The organism is Aeromonas caviae, from assembly GCF_000819785.1.
Classification (GTDB): domain Bacteria; phylum Pseudomonadota; class Gammaproteobacteria; order Enterobacterales; family Aeromonadaceae; genus Aeromonas; species Aeromonas caviae.
In genome coordinates, this window is record NZ_CDBK01000086.1 from 25,236 (window position 1) to 46,592 (window position 21,357).

14 protein-coding genes are annotated in these 21,357 nt (G+C 61.1%); 6 read left to right on the forward strand and 8 right to left on the reverse strand.

Translation table 11 applies throughout. From position 1 onward, the window contains the following. Nucleotides 1-165: 165 nt before the first annotated feature. Nucleotides 166-2,088 carry a RecQ family ATP-dependent DNA helicase gene (locus tag BN1120_RS13970; protein ID WP_042016550.1) on the reverse strand — a complete coding sequence of 641 codons (1,923 nt, stop codon included), beginning with the start codon at nucleotides 2,086-2,088 and terminating at the stop codon, nucleotides 166-168. Nucleotides 2,089-2,420: 332 nt separating this feature from the next. Between BN1120_RS13970 and sstT the strand changes: the two genes are divergently transcribed. Then, nucleotides 2,421-3,671: a serine/threonine transporter SstT gene (gene sstT, locus BN1120_RS13975; protein ID WP_039040871.1), complete on the forward strand. Its 1,251-nt coding sequence runs from the start codon at nucleotides 2,421-2,423 to the stop codon at nucleotides 3,669-3,671. Nucleotides 3,672-4,411: 740 nt separating this feature from the next. Here sstT and BN1120_RS13980 read toward each other — a convergent pair. From BN1120_RS13980 to pabB, 3 genes are all read right to left on the reverse strand, one after another. Then, nucleotides 4,412-5,710, reverse strand: a complete 1,299-nt coding sequence (locus BN1120_RS13980; protein ID WP_029314600.1) for a serine/threonine transporter — start codon at nucleotides 5,708-5,710, stop codon at nucleotides 4,412-4,414. A 215-nt stretch (nucleotides 5,711-5,925) separates the two neighbouring features. Continuing rightward, nucleotides 5,926-6,492 carry a CoA pyrophosphatase gene (locus tag BN1120_RS13985; RefSeq protein WP_029314598.1) on the reverse strand — a complete coding sequence of 189 codons (567 nt, stop codon included), beginning with the start codon at nucleotides 6,490-6,492 and terminating at the stop codon, nucleotides 5,926-5,928. 43 nt (nucleotides 6,493-6,535) lie between these two features. Beyond that, nucleotides 6,536-7,906, reverse strand: coding sequence for an aminodeoxychorismate synthase component I (gene pabB, locus BN1120_RS13990; protein ID WP_042016551.1), 1,371 nt, complete (start codon nucleotides 7,904-7,906; stop codon nucleotides 6,536-6,538). A gap of 210 nt (nucleotides 7,907-8,116) precedes the next feature. Here pabB and BN1120_RS13995 point away from each other — a divergent pair, with 210 nt between their 5' ends. Further along, nucleotides 8,117-9,640, forward strand: coding sequence for a fumarate hydratase (locus BN1120_RS13995; protein ID WP_039040872.1), 1,524 nt, complete (start codon nucleotides 8,117-8,119; stop codon nucleotides 9,638-9,640). Nucleotides 9,641-9,913: 273 nt separating this feature from the next. Here BN1120_RS13995 and BN1120_RS14000 read toward each other — a convergent pair whose 3' ends face one another. Then, nucleotides 9,914-10,393, reverse strand: a complete 480-nt coding sequence (locus BN1120_RS14000) for a cell division inhibitor (protein ID WP_042016553.1) — start codon at nucleotides 10,391-10,393, stop codon at nucleotides 9,914-9,916. 234 nt (nucleotides 10,394-10,627) lie between these two features. On the opposite strand from BN1120_RS14000, the gene BN1120_RS14005 reads away from it, so the two are divergent. Then, on the forward strand, nucleotides 10,628-10,825 hold the full coding sequence (locus tag BN1120_RS14005) for a DUF4250 domain-containing protein (RefSeq protein ID WP_005323525.1): 198 nt from the start codon (nucleotides 10,628-10,630) through the stop codon (nucleotides 10,823-10,825). A 393-nt stretch (nucleotides 10,826-11,218) separates the two neighbouring features. Beyond that, nucleotides 11,219-13,693, forward strand: a complete 2,475-nt coding sequence (locus BN1120_RS14010; RefSeq protein WP_042016555.1) for a glycogen/starch/alpha-glucan phosphorylase — start codon at nucleotides 11,219-11,221, stop codon at nucleotides 13,691-13,693. A gap of 64 nt (nucleotides 13,694-13,757) precedes the next feature. Here the strand turns inward: BN1120_RS14010 and BN1120_RS14015 are convergent, their stop codons facing one another. From BN1120_RS14015 to trxC, 3 genes are all read right to left on the reverse strand, one after another. Further along, nucleotides 13,758-14,324, reverse strand: coding sequence for a cytochrome b/b6 domain-containing protein (locus tag BN1120_RS14015; protein WP_080768037.1), 567 nt, complete (start codon nucleotides 14,322-14,324; stop codon nucleotides 13,758-13,760). A gap of 201 nt (nucleotides 14,325-14,525) precedes the next feature. Further along, nucleotides 14,526-15,914, reverse strand: coding sequence for an SLC13 family permease (locus BN1120_RS14020; RefSeq protein WP_041215077.1), 1,389 nt, complete (start codon nucleotides 15,912-15,914; stop codon nucleotides 14,526-14,528). Between the two features lie 154 nt (nucleotides 15,915-16,068). Next, entirely contained in the window at nucleotides 16,069-16,509 is a 441-nt protein-coding gene (gene trxC / locus BN1120_RS14025) for a thioredoxin TrxC (RefSeq protein ID WP_041215078.1), read from the reverse strand. A 153-nt stretch (nucleotides 16,510-16,662) separates the two neighbouring features. Between trxC and BN1120_RS14030 the strand changes: the two genes are divergently transcribed. Both BN1120_RS14030 and BN1120_RS14035 read left to right on the forward strand, forming a co-directional pair. Further along, a complete protein-coding gene (locus BN1120_RS14030; protein WP_042016557.1) occupies nucleotides 16,663-19,461 on the forward strand; it encodes a hybrid sensor histidine kinase/response regulator in 2,799 nt (932 codons plus the stop codon). Between the two features lie 139 nt (nucleotides 19,462-19,600). Continuing rightward, nucleotides 19,601-21,337 (forward strand): ABC transporter transmembrane domain-containing protein, encoded by a 1,737-nt coding sequence (locus BN1120_RS14035; protein ID WP_042016559.1) that lies wholly within the window; start codon nucleotides 19,601-19,603, stop codon nucleotides 21,335-21,337. Nucleotides 21,338-21,357: the final 20 nt, after the last annotated feature.

The following is a 21,357-nucleotide window of genomic DNA, read 5'->3' on the forward strand; positions in this document are numbered from 1 at the left end:
CTGGCTGCTCTAGATTGGCCCTGTGTCGAGCAGTCATCGCTTTAGCAAGAGAGTGGGTGATTGTGCAGATACTAAGCTCTGTTTAAGCACGTTTCCGTTGGCTTGACCCTCGCATCCGCGAGGGTCTTATTTTTTCAGCGTCTGACCGGCGCCAAACCTGCAAGTTCAGGATTCGGCGGGATAGAGGGCTGACACCGCCGCCAGCACCTCGGCGAAGGGATGGTTCGCCAACTGGCCAAAACCGGCCAGATCCCTGGCTTTGAGACGGGTGGTCAGCGGGGTGGCGATGCCACACAGGAAGCGGGTCAGGATCCTGGGATGGCGCTGATGGCACAGGGCGATCAGCGGATCGCACCAGGCGCGCAAACCGTGCTCGTTGGGCAAGCCCGGTGATGCAAGCGGCGGCAACACGGCGATCTCTCCCCGGCAGACGGAACAGTGCCCGCACCGCTCGGGGGCCGCGTCGTCGGCAAAATAGCGGGCAAGCTCATGGCTGAGGCAGGTGGTCGAGGTGAAAAAGGCCAGCAGCGCCTGAAGGCGGGCCAGTTCGCTCTGCTCTTTCTTTTCAAACAATCCATGCAGCTCTTCGGCCAGGGTCGCGGTATCGATTTGCTGGCTCAGCACCCGATAGACCTCGGTCATCTGCTTGCTTTCAAGCTCGATCCAACCCTGCTGCTGCAGGTAGTCCAGCGCCGTCGCGGCGCGCTGGCGTTCCCCCTGGTATCCCTGCCACAGCGCTTCGAAGTCCATGGTGCACCAGGTGCGCGCCTGGGGTGCGCAGGCAAAGACCTGCTCCAGGAACAGGCGGCGTTCGGAATTGAAACGAGCGAGGATCGCCTGTTTTTCCAGTACGAACCTGAAACGGTACTCGGCAAAGTAGCTGTAGGCCGGTGCAATGATCCCCGCCATCTCCAGATAGACCAGCAGGGTCTTGAGGGGCAGTTGGCGAATGTTGGTCTCGTTGGAGAGGCGCAGCAGGCTGAATTCCCACTCGGCGCCGCTCTGGCGCACGATATCGAGCAAGTGCGCGATGGCGTCCCTGTCCGGCGTATCCCCATAGACGAAGTTTTCCAGTACCGGCAACTGGGCGCGGCTCGCCAGCACGGTGCAGCGGGAGGGAAGCCCGTCACGTCCGGCGCGGCCTATCTCCTGGCTGTAGTTCTCGATGGATTTGGGCAGGTCGTAGTGAATGACCCGGCGAATGTCGGCCTTGTCGATGCCCATGCCAAAGGCGATGGTGGCCACGATGCAGTCGAGTCTGCCAGCCATGAAGTCGTGCTGGATCTGGCTGCGCAGGGCGGGATCGAGCCCCGCATGGTAGGCGCATGCCCGGATGCCGCTGGCCTGTAGCTGCGCGGCGCACTGTTCTGCGCTGTGTTGCAGAGTCACGTAGACGATGGTGGGGGCGGCCGGATCCCGGTGCAGCTCCTCGCGCAGCCAGGTATCGCGGGCACTGCCGGCCAGCGGGAGGACGGCCAGATCCAGATTGGGTCTGTAGAAACCGGTGACCACCAGATCGTCCCGGTCGATGGCAAATTTTGCCTGCATGTCCGCCATGACGGCCGGGGTGGCGGTGGCGGTCAGCAACAGCACCTGGGGAATGGCCAGTTCACGGCGATGATCCGGCAGCTTGAGGTAGTCGGGGCGAAAGTTGTGGCCCCACTCCGAGATGCAGTGGGCCTCGTCCACTACCAGCAGTGACAGGGGGATGTGGGCGATGAAGCGGCGAAAGCGCTCATTTTTGAGGCGCTCCACCGAGATCATCAGGATTTTGAGCTGGCCATCGCTGGCCTGCTGCATCACGCGCCTGCTCTCTTCCGCTGTCTGACTGGAGTCCAGAGTGGCGGCGGCGATCCCCTTGCTGCGCAAAAAGGCGAGCTGATCGTGCATCAGGGCCAGCAGGGGAGAGATAACCAGGGTCAGGTGGGGCAGTGCGATGGCGGGCAATTGATAACAGAGGGATTTCCCCGCGCCAGTCGGGAAGATGGCTGCGGCGCTCTTGCCGTCCAGCAGACGACTGATCACCGCTTCCTGCCCGGGCCGCAAGCGATCGAAGCCGAAGTGTCGGGTCAATAAAGAGGTGATCATGGCAAGGCTCCCTGAAAAAGGGCGTCATCATATCACTTCTGGCCCAGTGGTGGCCGATGATCGGACTGGTTTGGTGACATTTTGACCGTGGTTGATATTGTGTTATCACATTGTTGTAGATTTTTTGTGAGGTAACCCTGATATTTTTCAGTGATTATGTGGAAAAAAACCATGGCAGATGGGATATTCCTGTCCGCAACCCCACGCGAACGGGACAGATCCACCAGAAGAGCTGCCCACGGCGTCACCGTCAACGGACCGGTGCCAATGCGCGGGGCTGGTTGCCAACAGGACTAATGATTCACGCACCATGAGTGCACAGGGACTACTTGATGACACAACAACACCCCCTCATTCGACTGGTCAACAGCACCAGTCTGGTTAGCCAGATCCTGGTCGGTCTGGTATTCGGTATCCTTCTTGCGATGTTCATGCCCGAGTGGGCCAAGGCGGCGGGTCTGCTCGGCAGTCTGTTCGTCGGCGCCCTGAAGGCCGTGGCGCCGCTGCTGGTCTTCGTGCTGGTGATGTCGGCGATCATCGGCCACAAGCACGGCCAGAAGACCAACATGAAACCGATCCTGCTGCTCTATGTGCTGGGTACCTTCCTGGCGGCTGCCGTGGCAGTGGTGGCGAGCTTCCTCTTCCCCTCCAACCTGCATCTGGTGGCAGGCGCTACCGAGATCACGCCGCCGGGTGGCATCACGGAAGTGCTGCAGACCCTGCTGTTCAACGTGGTGACCAACCCGGTGAAAGCACTGCTGGAAGCCAACTATATCGGCATCCTGGCCTGGGCCATCGGCCTTGGTATCGCCATGCGTCACGCCAATGAGAGCACCAAATCACTGATTTCCGATGTGTCTCACGGGGTTTCCGCTATCGTCAAGGCCGTGATCCGTTGCGCTCCGCTCGGCATCCTGGGCCTGGTTGCCTCCACCCTGGCTGAAACCGGCTTCGATGCGCTGTTTGGCTATGCCCAGCTGCTGGTGGTACTGATCGGCTGCATGCTGTTCATCGCCTTCGTGGTCAATCCGCTCATCGTCTTCTGGAAGATCAAGCGCAACCCCTATCCCCTGGTGCTGACCTGCCTGAAAGAGAGCGGTGTGACCGCCTTCTTCACCCGCAGTTCCGCCGCCAACATTCCGGTCAACATGGCTCTGGCCGAGAGGCTGCGCCTGCCGGAAGACACCTATGCGGTCTCCATCCCGCTGGGGGCCACCATCAACATGGCCGGCGCCGCCATCACCATTACCGTGCTCACCATGGCGGCGGTGCATACCCTGGGGATGGAAGTGGACATGGCGACCGCCATTCTGCTCTCCGTCGTCGCCACCATCAGTGCCTGTGGCGCTTCCGGTGTGGCGGGCGGCTCCCTGCTGCTGATCCCGCTGGCGTGCAGCCTGTTCGGTATCAGCAACGACATCGCCATGCAGGTGGTGGCCGTTGGCTTCATCATCGGGGTGTTGCAGGATTCCGCCGAGACGGCCCTCAACAGCTCCACCGACGTGCTGTTCACTGCGGCCGCCTGCATGGCCGAGGATGAGAGCCTGCTGGATGCCGCCCCGGTGCCCAGCCGCGAAGCCTGATCCCCTAAGACTTTCCGCTCTGCACAGGCGCCCTCTTCGGAGGGCGCTTTTTATTTGCGCGCGCGTCAGGCGCCCTGCACCTTCTCGCCGTGTCATGGCATTGACAGTGCTCGGATCCCCCTGTGTGATTTCCCGGGAGGGGCCCGTTGGCCGCCTTCGTGTTCTCGCCACCGCCAACACGCCATTCCCTGTACCAACGTGCCCGGCGCTGCATTCGGCCGGGCATATCGGGCTGTTTGTGCTGTCAGCATGGCGGCTTGTGGCATCCCCCTCTGGTGACCGAAGGGGTCATCTGTTCTTCGGTCGCTGCACGGGAAGCCCGGTCAAGGTCTCTCGGCGGTTTGCCTGCGCCCTGTAGCCGGTACTTTCCCTGAGTGCCTTGAAGAAAGGCTCCATTGGGTGGGGGTGTTGGCTCTCTGGGCTAAACCCCGAAGAGCGGGCGTTCCTGGCAAGGACAAGGGCTCTGGTGTTCTGCCTGGCAAGGCCGATGGCGAGCAGCAGATGACGGGATAACACAGTACGTCTTGGTCGTGTGTCATGGGCGAAGGAATATGAGCGGCAAGCTGTCACCAAGGGGAAAGAGAGTGGGTGAAAGGGCTGTCTCTGATTTGAGGGCAGGGGGTTCTGATCATTTGAGCCCAGTACCTGATGATCATAACGAACACAGCCCGGCAGAGGAGATCTGCCGGGCTGTGGGAGGCGCCGGGCCAGATGCTGGCCCGACGGTATCGCAGGAAGGCTTAGCCGACCAGTTGATAAAGGATGGCGGAGATGGCGATAAGGCCCATGGTCGCCACGAAGACGTTGCTGATCTGGCCCTGGTATTTCGCCATGGCCGGAACGCGCTTGATGGCGTACATGGGCATGAGGAACAGGATGGTGGCGATGATGGGGCCACCCAGGGATTCGATCATCCCGAGGATGGAGGGGTTGATCACGGCAACGCCCCACAGGGTCAGGATGAAGAAGGCGATGATGAACAGCTCCACCTTCTTGTGGTTCGGTGCCTTGCCGGAGCTGCGCATGTTCTGGACGATCATCCCTTTCAGACCTTCACGGGCACCCAGATAGTGGCCGAAGAAGGAGGAGACGATGGCCACGAAGGCAACCAGCGGACCGAAGTAGGAGATGATGGGGCTCGCATGCTGGTTGGCCAGGTAGGAGAGCACGGCGATGTTCTGGGACTTGGCTTCTGCCAGCTGGGCCGGCGTCAGGCTCATCACGCAGGAGAAGACGAAGAACATCACGAAGCCCAGCAGAATGATGGCGGTGCGCTTGAGGATGGCGTCGGACTTGGCGACGGCATGCTCACCGTGATCACGGCGCTGGGCCAGAGCGAAGCTGGAGATGGCCGGGCTGTGGTTGAAGGAGAAGACCAGCACCGGGATGGTCAGCCACAGGGTGGTGGCGAAGTCCTTGGTGCTCGGCATTTCATTCAGGGCCGCACCGGTCCAGTCCGGGATCAGGTACAGGGAGATGCCCGCCAGAATGGCGATGAGCGGATAGACCAGGAACTCGGTCACTTTCAGCATCAGCTTCTCGCCAGCCAGCATCACGGACATCATGGCCATGATGAGCACGATGGAGAGGATCCAGCGCGGGGGCGGCGTCATCTGCAACTGGTTGACCAGGAAGCTTTCCACCGTGTTGGTGATGCCCACGCCGTAGATCAGCACGATGGGGTAGATGGCAAAGAAGTAGAGCAGGGTGATCAATTTACCGGCACCCACGCCGAAGTGCTCTTCCACCACCTGGGTGATGTCGGCATTGGGCTGCTTGGAGGAGAGCACGAAGCGTGCCAGACCACGGTGGGCCAGGTAGGTCATGGGGCCGACCAGCAGCGCCATCACCACCAGCGGCCAGAAGCCACCCATGCCGGCGTTGATGGGCAGGAACAGGATGCCTGCACCGACGGCGGTACCGAACAGGCTGATCACCCAGGTGGTGTCTTGTTTACTCCAACCGCGAGATTGGACCGAGCTGATTCCTTGCTCCTGTGCGGCTGCAACATCCTGTGCGCCAGTGACAGTATTGGACATGTGTCTCACCCCGAATGTGTGGTTTTAATTAGTCGGCGCAAGAATACTTTCTTTTTAATCAAAAATGTTGATCAAATTCACCTTTGTGCGGCTGAAACCCGTACTTTCTTGTAGAAATGTGATCAAAAGAATAAAAAATCAAAATTTATTTATCAAATGCAGTGTTATTTGAATGTTAACTGGATAATTTCTCACCTCATTATGTTGTCAAAATGTTATGTCGAGATGTGCTGGGCAAGCTGGCGGATCATGCTGGCAGTGGCTCCCCAGATGAAAGATTGCTCCCAAGGGATCCAATAGATGGTGTGACGTCCGTCCGCCCTTGGCAGGCTCAGGGCTATGTGCTGCCCCGGATCCAGCACGTGGGCGAGGGGGACTTCGAAGGCCTGGGCCACCTCGTCCTGGCTCAGGGTCAGCCCGTAGCCTGGGTCGAGCATGGCGAGGACCGGCAGCACATCGTAGCGTGAGACGGTATTGAGAGGGGTGAGGCTGCCGATGATCCGGATCTGGGAGGGGGGAATGCCAAGCTCCTCCTCGGTTTCCCTGAGCGCGGTGTGAATGAGGTCCCGGTCTTCCGGGTCCTGACGCCCGCCGGGAAAGCTGATCTGCCCCGGGTGGTGGCGCAGGGCGGCGCTGCGGCGCGTCAGCAGCAGGTGCAGGCCCTCGGGGCGCTCCACCAGGGGGATCAGCACGGCGGCAGGTTTGAGCCCGGCCAGTGCCAGGCGATGGGCGGGGGCGGGGCGCTGCAGCAAAAAGCGGGTCAGCAGCTCGGCACTCGTCATCTCCATGGGTCTCCTTGTGTCGGCCCCGCAGGGCCGGATGGGGTCAAAGGGCATCGAGCAGTGGCAGGATGCGGGCCACCTTGTCGTAGGTCTCCTGATATTCGGCGTCGGGATCGGAGTCTGCGATGATGCCGCCCCCCGCCCAGCAGTGCAGCTGACCGGCTTCGGCGATCAGGGTACGGATGCAGATGCTGGTATCCATTCTTCCGTGCTGACTCAGATAACCGATGCTGCCGCAGTAGGCATTGCGCCGCACCGGCTCCAGCTCCTCGATGATCTCCATCGCCCGGATCTTGGGAGCCCCAGTGATGGAGCCGCCGGGGAAGCAGGCCCGCAGCAGATCCACTTCTTGCCAGCGCGCATCCAGTTCTCCGTGAATGGTGGAAACCAGATGATGCACCGCCGGGAAGGATTCCACGGCAAAGAGATGCGGGACCGTGACCGATCCCGGCCGGCTCACCCGGCCGATGTCGTTGCGCAGCAGATCGACGATCATCAGGTTCTCCGATCTGTCCTTGTCGGCGCTGGCGAGCGACTCGGCCACCCTGGCATCCTGGGCGGGATCCGGGTGGCGAGGCCGGGTGCCCTTGATGGGCTTGGTCTCGATATGGCGCTTGTCGAGCAGCAGGAAACGCTCCGGGGAGAGGCTCAGAATGGCGCTTTGCGGCAGGCGGATAAAGGCGGAGAACGGCGCCTTGTTGGCGGCGCTCAGAGCGAGATAGGCGGACCATTCATCCCCCTGATAAGGGGCGCTGAAGCGCTGGGTCAGGTTGATCTGGTAACAATCCCCCGCCGCCAGATAGGCCTGGATACGGGCAAACTTGTCGCCGTATTCGGCCCGCGTCATGTTGCTCTGCCAGGGGCCGGTCAGGCGAAGGGGGAGGGTGGTTCGTTCGCGCTGCGCCATCAGCCAGTCGAGCCTGCGGGCGAGGCCGGCTTCATCACCCCAGTGGGCCAGCTGCCAGTGTCCCGTCGCGACATTTCGCAGCAGCGCCCAGTCGTAGATCCCGACCGCCATGTCGGGCACCTGGATGTCCTGCTGCGCCACTGCGGGCAGACGCTCGAATCGTCGGCCCAGATCGTAGCCAAAGAGTCCCAGGGCTCCCCCGATAAATGGCAATCCCGAGTCATCCTCAACGCGCTCCCCGAGCAGGGCTCGCTGGGTCCTGGCGAGCAGGGCGAGGGGATCGCCGTCATGATGGTGCTGGTGGTTATCCTGGGTGAGGCAGGTGCTGGCACCCCGGGTTTCCAGGGTGGCAAGCGGATCGGCGCTGATGATGTCAAAACCGTTGTCAGCCCCCAGGGGGCCGGCGGATTCCAGCAGGATGGCCCAGGGTTGGTGTTGCAGGCAGGCGAACCAGGTGTGGAGCGAGGCCTGCGGGTCGAAATGGTGGATATGCAGTCTTGGTTTCATTTTTTGTTACATAGGCAACAGTTTGCGCCCGGCTCCCTAGCCGGTTCGGGTGGTCAAGCGTATCATGGCCGCCGGCATTTTTAAGAAAAACACCGTTATAAAAACACGCCGCAGTCTGCCGGCTCCAGGTGCATTTGCCACCTGCCGAAGGCCCGGCTCATATGGAAGCCCTTGCTCGCGCAAGCGATAACAAGGACCAGTGAGGATGATATGAGCATCATTAGAAAACAGGACTTTATCGATTCCATTGCTGACGCCCTGCAGTACATCTCCTTCTACCACCCCCTCGATTTCGTGCAGGCCGCCAAGGCCGCCTATGACCGCGAGATCAACCCGGCCGCCAAGGATGCCCTGGCCCAGATCCTGATCAACTCCCGCATGTCTGCCGAAGGTCATCGCCCGCTCTGTCAGGACACCGGTATCGTCACCTGCTTCGTCAAGATCGGCATGCAGGTACAGTGGGACAGCGACATGACGGTCCAGGAGATGGTGGATGAGGGCACCCGCCGCGCCTACACCAATCCGGACAACCCGCTGCGCGCCTCCGTGCTGGCGGATCCGGCCGGCAGCCGCAAGAACACCAAAGACAATGCCCCCGCTGTCGTGCACATCGACATGATCCCCGGCGACAAGGTGGAAGTGAGTATCGCGGCCAAGGGCGGCGGCTCCGAAAACAAATCTAAGATGGTGATGCTCAACCCCTCCGACGACATCGTGGAGTGGGTGCTCAAGACGGTGCCGACCATGGGGGCTGGCTGGTGCCCGCCCGGCATGCTCGGCATCGGCATCGGCGGCACCGCCGAGAAGGCGGCGGTGCTCGCCAAGGAAGCCCTGATGGAGCACATCGACATCCAGGAGCTGATTGCCCGTGGTCCCGAGACCACCGAAGAGAAGCTGAGGGTCGAGCTCTATGACAAGGTCAACAAGCTCGGGATCGGTGCCCAGGGGCTGGGCGGCCTGACCACGGTGCTGGATGTGAAGGTGAAATCCGCACCGACCCACGCCGCCTCCAAGCCCGTGGTGATGATCCCCAACTGCGCCGCCACCCGTCACGTGCATTTCGAACTCGATGGCTCCGGCCCGGCGGAGCTGACACCCCCCAGGCTGGAAGACTGGCCGGAGATCACCCGTGAGTCCGGTGGCAATGTGCGCCGGGTCAACGTGGATGGTATCACCAAGGCAGAGCTTGCCAGCTGGAAGAGCGGCGATACCGTGCTGCTCTCCGGCAAGATCCTGACCGGCCGCGACGCCGCCCACAAGCGCATCGCCGACATGCTGAAAAAGGGTGAAGGACTGCCCGAAGGGGTCGATTTCACCAACCGCTTCATCTATTACGTGGGCCCGGTCGATGCGGTGCGTGACGAGGTGGTCGGCCCGGCTGGCCCCACCACGTCCACCCGGATGGACAAATTCACCGACATGATGCTGGGAGAAACCGGCCTCATCGGCATGATCGGCAAGTCCGAGCGCGGCCCCAAGACGGTCGAGAGCATCAAGCAGCACCAGGCTGTCTACCTGATGGCGGTGGGCGGCGCCGCTTACCTGGTGGCGAAAGCCATCAAGAAGGCGCGCGTGGTGGCCTTTGCCGATCTGGGGATGGAGGCCATCTACGAGTTCGAGGTGGAAGACATGCCAGTCACCGTGGCGGTCGACTCCCAGGGCAACAACATCCACGAGACCGGCCCGGCCTACTGGTCCGCCAAGATTGCCGAGCTGGAGACCAAGCTGGCTTGATCAATCGGGCTTCGATGCAAACGCAGAGCGATTAGCCCCGTACAGCAGCATGTTGAAAGGCGACCCTCGGGTCGCCTTTTTTGCGGGCCTCATTTGACGGTCTGGATCTGAGCAAATTTACTGCTGCTGTGCTGCTGTGCTGCTGTGCTGCTGTGCTGCTGTGCTGCTGTGCTGCTGTGCTGCTTTGTCTTTGTCGTCATGGCATCCCGGGTCGGAAGCCTGGATAACCCGGTGGGCAATGCCGGCGCATTGGCTGTCACGCCGAAGGGGCGATCAGTGGTTCAGGTAGACATCCTGGCCGCCGTAGCTCAGTGCCCCACCCAGAGGGGTTGAGGGCTCGAAGAAGCGGGTCAGGACACCGGCACGCTGGGCCAGGGTGCTCAATGTGATCCGGTCCAGGGCGACCTGTTCGGGCAGCCAGGTCAGCACGGCGGCGCAGTGACCATTGATCAGGCTCTGCTCCAGCAGGCGCTGCCAATTCTTGATCTTGGGGGCGTGCACGACAAGCACCCTGGCAGGATTGATTCCTCTGGCCTGCAATTGCACGGCGGCGGGCAGGCCTGGCGGGGCGACGAGCAGGATCCAGCCACTGTCGGACTGACTCAGTTGCCCCAGGGCATCCAGCAGCGGCGCTTCCTGATGGAGAGGGCCGCGCCGCTGCTCTTGTCCCATCTTGCTCTGATGGCGAGTGGGCCAGGTGGTGATCAGACCGGCAGAGGAGGAAGGGGGGCAAAGACTCAGGGGCTGGCTCATATGTCGTTCCTGTATGAATAACCATGCTGTATGCGTATACAGTAGTTCTGTTCGCAAGGAGTGACAAGTCATTTGTGGCTAAAAATGTGAGCCGATTAACAGGGGATGATTTTAACTCCATGATTAAAGAGGATATTTATATCTTCCTTATGCAGGATGTTTTTTAACCAGTAGACAAACTTCGGGTCGGCGCTCATGGTTATACAGTCCTGTATGGGGAGAGGAGGGAGCGAGATGGACGTCAGTACCTTGCAACGACTGGATGCGAACATTCTGCTCGGGATCATCAACGAGAAGCTGCGGCTGGAGTGTGATGGCCTGGAAGAGCTGCTGGCTTACTACGACATGACAGAAGATCAGCTGGCTACCCGTCTGCAACAGATCGGGTATCACTACGACCCCATGAGCAATCAGTTCAAGGCACATGGTTAATTGAAATCAAAGGATGCTCCGATTGGGGCATCCTTTTTATTACCTGACGAGGAGGTGTGAATTGAAAACGCTTTCAATTTCTCCCTAGTTGGCGATTATTTTCACGTATTTTCAGTCACAGGCAATCATTGAAAACCTATTCATAAAACTATCTTTTTTGTTTTCATGTATCACCATGATTTAAAACGAAATTTATATTTCATTCAGACTGGCTCAAGGAAAGGGTTTTCATGGTGAAACTGTCATTTTTATGCGTTAAAGTGTGACTCACGTTAACTTTTAAACCCTTGGCTTTAGCTAGTATGCCCCCGCCGGAGCATATTCTGAGATAACAACAGCGCCGGTCCCCCCGATGGGATGACATTTTTTATTTGTAACGAAGGAAAATGGTTTATGGCTACCAAGAAGAAGACAGACCAGGATCTCCAACTGGATAAAGATCAGCTCAAGGCGAGTATCGTGCGTCACCTGCGTTCTACCTTGGGTACAAGCGAACAGAAAGCCTCTCCGGATGCCTGGTGGAAAGCGACCGCTGCCGCCGTCAATGAACAGGTGTACGAGCGCCTGACCCGTACTCAGCAGACTCACTTCAAGAAAGATACTCGTGCGATTCACTATCTCTCTGCTGAATTTTTGATGGGGCGTTTGACCTCCAACAACCTGCACAACCTCTCCCTCTACAAAGTCTGTGAAGAGGCGCTGGGTGAACTTGGTCTGGAACTGACCGATCTGTGTGAACAAGAGCCTGACATGGCCCTTGGCAACGGCGGCCTGGGTCGTCTGGCTGCCTGCTTCATCGATTCCCTGGCCACTCTGAACTACCCGGCGGTGGGCTATGGCATCCACTACGAGCACGGCCTGTTCCGTCAGGAAATTCAGGATGGCCGTCAGATCGAGCGTCCGGACTCCTGGCGCGAATATGGCAACCCCTGGGAGATCTGCCGCCCGGAATCGGTGCAGGAGATCCCGCTCTACGGCTACGTGGAGACCGTCTTTGGTGACAAGGGTGGCCTGAAGAAGGTTTGGCACGCCGGTCGCAAGATCAAAGGGGTGCCCTGGGACATTCCGGTGGTCGGCTTCGGTGGTCACACCGTCAACATCCTGCGTCTGTGGGAATCCCGCGCCTCCGAGTTCTTCGACTGGGACGTGTTCAACGCCGGTGGTTATATCGACTCCCAGGCCGAGAAGGCCCAGGCCGAGACCATCTCCAAGGTGCTCTACCCGAACGATGAGACCGACGCCGGCAAGGAGCTGCGCCTGATCCAGCAGTACTTCTTCTGCGCCTGCTCCATCAAGGACATCATGCGTCGCTACAAGCGGGTGCATGGCAGTGACTTCAGCAACTTTGCCGCGCAAATCACCATCCAGCTCAACGATACCCACCCCACCGTGGCCATCCCCGAGCTGATGCGCGTGCTGGTGGACGAAGAGGGGCTGAACTGGGATACCGCCTGGGGCATCTGCTATCAGGTCTTCTCCTACACCAACCACACCCTGCTGCCGGAAGCGCTGGAGAAGTGGTCCGTCAGCCTGTTCGAGAAGGTTCTGCCCCGTCACCTCGAGATCATTTATGAAATCAACGCCCGCTTCCTGAACGAGCTGGTGGAGCCCAAGTGGCCGGGCAACGATGCCATCAAGGCCAAGCTCTCCATCATCGAAGAGGGTGACGTGCGCAAGGTGCGCATGGGCAACCTGTGCGTCATCGGCTCCTCCAAGGTGAACGGCGTGGCCGAGATCCACTCCAAGCTGGTGAAGGAAGATCTCTTCCCCGAGTATGCCGAGCTGTGGCCCGAGAAGATGTGCAACGTCACCAACGGCGTGACTCCCCGTCGCTGGCTGCTGGCCTGCAACCCGGAACTGGCCGAACTCTACAACGAGGTGGTGGGCAAGGAGTGGCCGCTGCAACTGGACAAGCTGCGCAGCGTGGTGAAGTTTGCCGATGACAAGGCGTTCCAGCAGCAGTTCATGACCATCAAGCGCCACAACAAGGAGAAGCTGGTCAAGGTCATCAAGGCGGAAACCGGCATCGACGTGAGCGCGGAGGCGATCTTCGATGTCCAGATCAAGCGTCTGCACGAGTACAAGCGCCAGCAACTGAACCTCATCCACATCATGGCGCTCTACCGTCGCCTGCTGGCGAACCCGGACTATGACATGCATCCGCGGGTGTTCATCTTCGGCTCCAAGGCGGCGCCCGGCTACAAACTGGCCAAGGACATCATCTACGCCATCAACAAGCTGGCGGAGCGGGTCAATAACGACGCCCGTATCCAGGGCAAGCTGAAAGTGGTGTTCATGCCGAACTACCGCGTGAGCCTTGCCGAGAAGCTGATCCCGGCGGCGGATGTCTCCGAGCAGATCTCCACCGCAGGTTACGAAGCATCCGGTACCGGCAACATGAAGATGGCGCTGAACGGTGCCATCACCATCGGGACGCTGGATGGAGCCAACATCGAGATCGCCGAAGAGGCGGGTGCCGAGAACTGCGCCATCTTCGGTCTGAATGTGGACGAGGTGAAGTCACTGAAGGCGCGCGGCTACAACCCGTATGACTTCTACTACGCCAACTCCGAACTGAAAGCCGTGCTGGACTGGTTTGATACCGACTACTTCACGCCGGGTCGCCCGGGGGAGCTCTCCTCCATCAAGCGTTCCCTGCTGGAAGGGGGAGACCCTTACCTGACTCTGGCCGATTTCGAGTCCTACTCCGAGGCGCACAAGCTGATCGACGCCTGGTACCGGGATCCGGCCCTGTGGGCGAAGAAAGCCATCATCAACTCGGCCACCATGGGCAAGTTCAACTCCGACCGCTCCATCCAGGATTACGTAGACCGGATCTGGAAACTGACGAGCTGCAGCGTCGGTTGATGTCTGCTCCTGTGAAAAACCCCGCGATGCGGGGTTTTTTTTCATCTGTCGGGCTGAGGGAGGCTCAGGGCCTGTCGACCACCCGGGTGTCCGCCGGCACCCGTTTCTTGCCGGTGATCATCGCCCTGACGAGATCGCCCCGTACTAGACGATCCAGGGCGATGACGGCCAGTACATGGACGAAGATGGCCACCTGCAACCCCTTGGCAAAGAACTCGTGGATCTCTTCCATGCGATGGGTGCCGGAGAGCGGCCCGTATTCGGTCATGATCCCGCTGGCGGCGGTGCCGACAAGGCAGGTCAACAGCAGCAGTATCATCAAGGACCCCAAAGGATTGTGACCGGCGTAGTAGGGGTGGCGCCCCTTGAGCGTCTCCTTGAGATAGGTGATGACGCCGGTCGGTGTCGGCAGCCACTGGGCGAAACGGGCATGATAGGAGCCGATGAAACCCCATACGATGCGCAGTGCCAGCAGTCCGGCCAGCGCATATCCCGCATAGCGGTGGTTGCGCGCCCCCTCTTCAAGGATGAAGAGATTCAGCACGCACAACAGCACAGTGGCCCAGTGAAATCCCCTGACCACCGGATCCCATACCTTGATTTCACGGTTGTTCTGCATCGTCTTTCCCATGAGGTGATCCCCTTGTCGTGATGTCCATGATCATCGCCATCGTCAGCCATGGCTGCGTGATGGCCGTTGTCAGCATCATGAAGATGATTTCTTAAGTGCGAGTTAATGTCGTCGTGATGTCACGGGTAGGGAGTGCGGTGGTTTCGGGGCGAGAAAAAGCCCCGGCGATGCGGGGCTTGTAGGGGCATTAGGGGGCGAACCTCAGTGGAGGATATCCCCCATGAAATAGGCCAGCATGGTCAGGATGACGGTGAACACCAGGTTCAGTACCAGGCCGGCCCGCATCATCTCCCGCTGCTGGATATGGCCGCTGGCGAAGACGATGGCGTTGGGGGGCGTGGCCACCGGCAGCATGAAGGCACAGGAGGCGCCGACGGCGATCAGCACGGAGACCACGATGGGGGAGACCCCCAGAGCCTCGGCCACCCCGGCGAACAGCGGCACCAGCAGCGCGGCGGTGGCGGTGTTGGAGACCAGCTCGGTCAGGAACACCACGAAGGCGGCCAGGCAGAGCAGGATCACGAAGATGGGCATGGAGGAGAGGCCGCTGGAGAGGTGCTCCGCCAGGAAGGCGTTGGCCCCGGTCTGCTTGAGGATGGCGCTCAAGGTGAGACCACCCCCGAACAGCAGCAGCACGCCCCAGTCGGTGTTCTGGTTGATGTCATCCCAGCTGGCGACACGGCTGACGGCGATGGCCAGGATGGCGCCCATGGCGATCAGGGTATCGAACTGGGGAATGCCGCCCAGCGCCTTGGCAAGAGGCTGGGATCCAATCCACAGCAGCACCGTGGTCAGGAAGATGGCCAGGGTCACTTTGCGCTGACCTGTCCACTCGATGGTGACCTGCTCGGTGCTGACCTGGTGGGAGAGATTGGGACGGGTCACCCAGTAGAGCAGGCCGATGCCTACCGGCATGAAGATGATCACCACGGGGATGCCGAACTCCAGCCAGTCGGTGAAGCCCAAGCCCATCTGGGCGGCGGCGATGGCATTGGGGGGGCTGCCCACCAGGGTGCCGATGCCACCGATGCTGGCGCTGTAGGCGACGCCAAGCAGCACGAAGACCAGGGTGCGGCGCTCCTTGTGAACGTCCAGCCCCTTCAGCATGCCGAGGGCCAGCGGCATCATCATGGCCGCGGTGGCGGTGTTGCTGATCCACATGGAGAGGGCGGCCGTGATGGTGAAGAGCACGATGGAAGCCCAGCCCAGGTGTCCCTTGGCGAGCTGCATCACCTTGCCGGCGATCTGGGTGTCGAGTCCCTGCTTGGAGAGGGCTGCCGCGAGGGCAAAGCCGCCAAAGAATAGGAACAGGACGGGGTTGGCAAAGTCGGTCAGCGACTTGCTCATGTCGAACACCCCGAGCAGGGTGGCGAGCACCGGGATGGAGATGGCAGTGATGGTGATGTTCACCGCCTCGGTCAGCCAGAGGATGGCGATGAAGATCAGGATGGCCAGCCCCTTGTTGACCATGGGGTCAAACGGGAGCCATGCCAGCATGGCGCAGAGCAGGAGCAGATCCAGGATGACGATCCCGGACTTGATGTCCAGCCAGCGTGAGGGGGGAGTCGTAGGTACGGCCGATGTGTGCATAACGTTCTCTCGGTTAATTTATGGTTGTTGTTGTGATGCCGAGGTTACATTTATCCCCCTGTTTGAAACAGGGGGATATGGTCAAATCATGAGGCGACTCACAGAGTCAAGTGAAAGCGGATCTTCAATCAAACAGAAATGAAACATTTTGTTTTCATTTGACGGGGGAGGTGAAGGAGAGCAGCCACTCCTTGAACAGGCTCTTGGGCAGGGAGCCGCTGCGCTGTGCCAGGATCTCCCCCCGCTGGAAGACCATCAGGGTAGGAATGCTGCGGATGCCATAGCGACCTGCGATGGCGGCCTCCTGCTCGGTATCGAGTTTCACGAAGCGAAGGCGGGGCTCAAGCTCCCGGGCGACCTCCTGAAAGACGGGGGCAAACTGCAGGCAGGGGCCACACCAGCTTGCCCAAAAGTCCACCACCACCGGGATGTCGGACTGGATCAGGGCATCGAAGCTGGCCTGACGCCCTGCCACCGGGGTTTGTTCGAAGAGGGGGTGACGGCAGCGGCCGCACTTCGCATTTGAGTCTGCCTTTTCGACAGGCAGGCGGTTGCGGGTAAAGCATTGGCTACAATAGGTGGTGACAAGTGACATAATTGCTTCCTTATTTCATGGCCCGGCAACATCTTTATTGCAATCAGAGCGCCGACTAACGGTAACATAGCACTCAGTGGTTTTTCACAGTTGGCCTCCGGCCGTGACCTGATGTCACCGGATGGCCGACCATGACATGAGAATCGAGACGGGATGAAGAGTGTTGCACGGGCCAATCGTGTTGTCTTTGGCCTTATCATCGTATCGCTGGTGGGCTTTTCTGCCTATTGCTGGCAGTTGCTCAGCCAGCAGCAGCGTGCCTTCGATTTGAGCGTGGCGGCTGAGATGGTGCTCAATCGGGTCAATACCGATACCGTCTATCTTCTGGGGCGCGAGAAGGCCAGCGATGGCAGCGTACAGCAACGTCTGAGCCTGCTTTCCAGTCACCTGGACAGGTTCGTCAGGCTGGTGCACGAGGATCCGGAGTCGGTGGACGACCCCGGCTCCCAGGCGTTGCAGCGGGACATCGACGGTTATCTGCTGGATCTCGCCAGGCTCTACACCATGGAGATGACCATCGAGTATCTGGCTCCCCGCTTCCAGGGCCAGCTCAAGGCGTTGCAAGGCACCCTGCCGGTCGGTGAGGCGCAGTACCGCGACCTGACCGAACTCATGCGCCTGCACCACTACCTCAGACGCAGCTGGGATCAGAACGAGCAGCGGCAACTGCTGCAACTCCAGCAGCACCTGCTTGACCGCTATGGCGAGCAGCCGAGGGTCGCGGCCCTCGTTCGGCTGGGCCAGGAGTTCAATCAGCAGGTGATAGAGTACCATCGCCTGCGCAATCAGGTGGTGGAGATGAAGGGGCTGAGCTCGCTGCCCGCCTGGAAGCAGAGCAAGCTGGAGCGGGCCTCCTCCCTCAAGAGCCGCTTCTACCTGATGGTGCTGGGGGGGGCGCTGCTCTGCTTCTCGCTGGTGGCCGCGACCCTGTGGCGCCGCAACCAGAAGCTGAGCGAGCTCTCACGCCATGCCGCGCTGCTGGCCCAGGCCAAGAGCGACTTCCTGGCCAACATGAGCCACGAGATCCGCACCCCCATGAATGCCATCATCGGCTTCAGCGCCCTGGCACTGCAAACCAGCCTGGATCCCCAGCAGCGGGACTATCTCAACAAGATCAAATCCTCGTCTGATACCTTGCTGCTGCTCATCAACGACATCCTGGATCTCACCAAGGTGGAGTCCGGCAAACTGACCCTGGAGGAGATCGACTTCGATCTCAGCGAGCAGCTCGACTCCCTCGCCGCCATGTTCGCGGATCTGGCGGAGCGCAAGCACATCGAGGTCATCATCAACAAGTCCCCCGCCGTGCCCGACTTCCTGCGCGGGGATCCGCTGCGCCTCGGTCAGGTACTGGTCAATCTGGTGAACAATGCCATCAAGTTCACCGAGCGGGGCGAGGTGGAGGTGGCCATCACCCTCACCAGCCAGCATCCCATGCGGGTCTGTTTCAGCGTGCGGGATACCGGCATCGGCATCGCCCCGGAGAAGCAGGCCCAGCTGTTCCAGCCCTTTACCCAGCTGGAGGCGGGCAATACCCGCAAATATGGCGGCTCCGGGCTTGGCCTCAACATCTCCCAGCGCCTGGTGGGGCTGATGGGCGGGGAGATCACCGTGCAGAGCAAGCCCGGGGTGGGCTCCACCTTCCTGTTCGAGATCCCCATCTCCCAGGCGGTGTACGGGGTCTCGGGGCGCAGGGTCTTCTTCGATCACCAGCCCCTGATCCTGATGATGGATGACAACGAGCTGGTGCTGGAACTGGCCAAGGACATCCTGGGGCGGGCGGGGGCGTCCGTCATCACGGTCAACAGCCTCTCCCGCGCCCGTCAGGTGCTGCGGGAAGAGGGGCATCACCTCCGCCTCGCCATCCTCGACTGGCGCATGGGTCAGGAGGATGGCCTGGACTTGGCCCTCGAGATGTACCAGCACAGCCAGTGGCGGCGCCTGCCTGTCCTGATGACCAGTGCCTGGTCCAGGGAGGGGCTGCACGGGCGGATGGAGAGCATGGGACTGACCCATTTCCTGGCCAAACCCATGACCGAAAACGCCTTGCTGGCCAAGGTGGACGAACTGCTCAACGGCAGCTCCCATGACAGCAAGGTCCGCCAGGCGGAGGCCCAGGGGGATCAGCAGCAGTTCCGGGAGCTGCTGCGCGGCACCCGGGTGCTGCTGGCCGAGGACAACCGGGTCAACCAGCAGCTCATTCTGGAGTACCTGCGCCGGGTGGAGGCCAAGGTCACCGTGGTGGACAACGGCCGCGAGGCGGTGGAGCAGGTGGCGGAGCAGCCGTTTGACGTCATCCTGATGGATCTGCAGATGCCGGTGCTGGACGGGCTGGATGCCACCCGCCAGATCCGCAAGATGGTGGACAAGCACGATGTGCCCATCATCGCCCTCACCGCCAGCGCCATGCCGGGGGACAGGGAGCGCTGCCTTGGTGTCGGCATGAACGGCTATGTCACCAAGCCGGTGAGCAAGCTCGATCTCTACAACAACCTGCTGCAATGGGTGAAGAGCAGCGGCGGGGAGCCCAAGGTGCCCATCGAGGTCAAGCCGCCGGCCCTCATGGGCGTGCTGGATCTGGAGGATGCCCTGCGCCGGCTGGAGCATGACAGGGAGGCGCTGCAGATCCTCTTCAAGCTGTTCCTCTCCGAGCACAAGGACGATCTGTGGGACATCCGCACCGCCCTGCGTCGCCAGCAGCCCGAAGTGGCGTGCCGGTTGCTGCATACCCTGAAGGGGGTCTCGGCCAACATCTCCGCTTCCCGCCTGCAACTGCTGGCCGGGGAACTGGAGTGGCGGCTGCGGCTGCAGGAGGAGCTGAGCGAGGGGGAGCTCAACCAGTTGCAGCAGGTCTTTACCCAGACCCGGGAGGAGGTCTCCCACTTCCTGCTCACCGGAGAGCAGCAGGAGTCGGTCGCCTTCCCCTTCTCGCCCCCCGACAAGCGGCTCTGAGGGAGGGCAAGATAGCAATCGTTCTCAAGTCACCCGCTTCAGGCTATGATGACCCACTCGTTCGCCCCCGTCAGGGGGCGATTGTATTGAGCTTCTCTTCACGATCACGCGGCAGCGCGCCGCGACCAAGGACTTCTCTGTGAGCGTATTTTTGCGGCTTGGCTGGTTTTTCAAGGATCAGTGGCGGCGTTATCTGGTGGCCATCTCCCTGCTGATGCTGGTGGCCCTGTTGACCGTGATCCCCCCCAAGGTGGTGGGCTGGGTGGTGGATGGCATTGCCAAGGGCGACCTGGACAGCGGCACCCTGACCGGCTATCTGGCGGGGCTTTTTGGCCTGGGACTGCTTATCTACCTGCTGCGCTATGTGTGGCGGGTCATGCTGTTCGGTGCCTCCTACCGGCTCGCCTACGTGCTGCGCAACCGGCTGTTCAGCCACTTCACCCGCATGAGCCCGGATTTCTACCAGCGCCACCGCACCGGTGATCTGATGGCCCACGCCACCAACGACATCCAGGCGGTGGAGATGACCGCAGGGGAAGGGGTGCTGACCCTGGTGGACTCCTTCATCGTCGGCATCCTGGTGCTCTCCATCATGTGCAGCCAGTACTCCTGGCAGCTGACCCTGCTCTCCCTGCTGCCCCTGCCGGTGATGGCCTTCTTCATGAACCGCTTCGGGACCCAGATCTACAAGGAGTTCAAGGCGGCGCAGGGGGCCTTCTCCCGCCTCAACAACAAGACCCAGGAGGCCCTCTCCGGGGTGCGGGTGCTCAAATCCTACGCGGTCGAATCCCTGGAGGACGAGGGCTTTGCCGAGCTGACCCGTCAGGCGGGGGAGCGCAACATGGCGGTGGCCCGCATCGACGCCAAGTTCGACCCCGTGATTTACCTGTGCATCGGCTGCTCCTATTTTCTGGCGGTCGCAGGGGGCAGCGCCCTGGTGCTGCAAGACAAGCTGACTCTGGGGGAGCTCACCAGCTTCACCATGTACCTCGGCCAGCTCATCTGGCCCATGTTCGCCATCGCCTGGCTGTTCAACATCATCGAGCGGGGCAGCGCCGCCTACTCGCGCATCGAAAGCCTGCTGGGGGAGCGCAGCGACATCGAGGAGCCGCTCCATCCCGTGGCGCTGGCCTCGGCCTTTCCCCTGCGGGTGCAGGGGCTGGGCTACCGGCTGGAGCAGCGCACCCTGTTGCAGGGGGTGGATGTCACCCTGCAGGCTGGCGCCATGCTGGGGATAGTGGGACGCACCGGGGCAGGCAAGAGCTCCCTGCTCAAGCTGCTGATGCGCCTGGCCAACCCCACGGCCGGGGAGATCCGCATGGGAGAGGTGCCCATCTCGCAACTGTCGCTGGGTGAGCTGCGCAGCCAGTTTGCCTATGTGCCCCAGGAGCCGTTTCTGTTCTCCACCACCATCGCGGCCAACATCGCCCTGGGCCGCCCCGAGGCGAGTCGGGAGGAGATTGAGCGGGTGGCGCGCATCGCCTGCGTGCACGACGACATCAGTCGCTTCCCCAAAGGGTATGAAACCGAGGTGGGGGAGAAGGGGGTGACCCTCTCCGGCGGTCAGAAGCAGCGTCTGGCCATCGCCCGCGCCCTGCTGCTGGATGCCCCTATCCTGGTGCTGGATGACGCCCTCTCGGCGGTGGATGCCCACACCGAGCAGCAGATCCTGCTGGCCCTCAAGGTCCACAAACGCACCCTGGTGCTGGTGAGCCACCGCATGACGGCGGTGGAGCAGGCAGACGAGATCCTGGTGCTGGAGCAGGGAGCGATCAGCGAGCGGGGCCGTCACGAGGCCCTGATGGCCAGGAACGGCTGGTACGCGGACATGGTCCGCTACCAGCGCCTGGAGCAGGACGTGGAGGAGAGCCTGTGAACAGGATGACAAGACCCCTG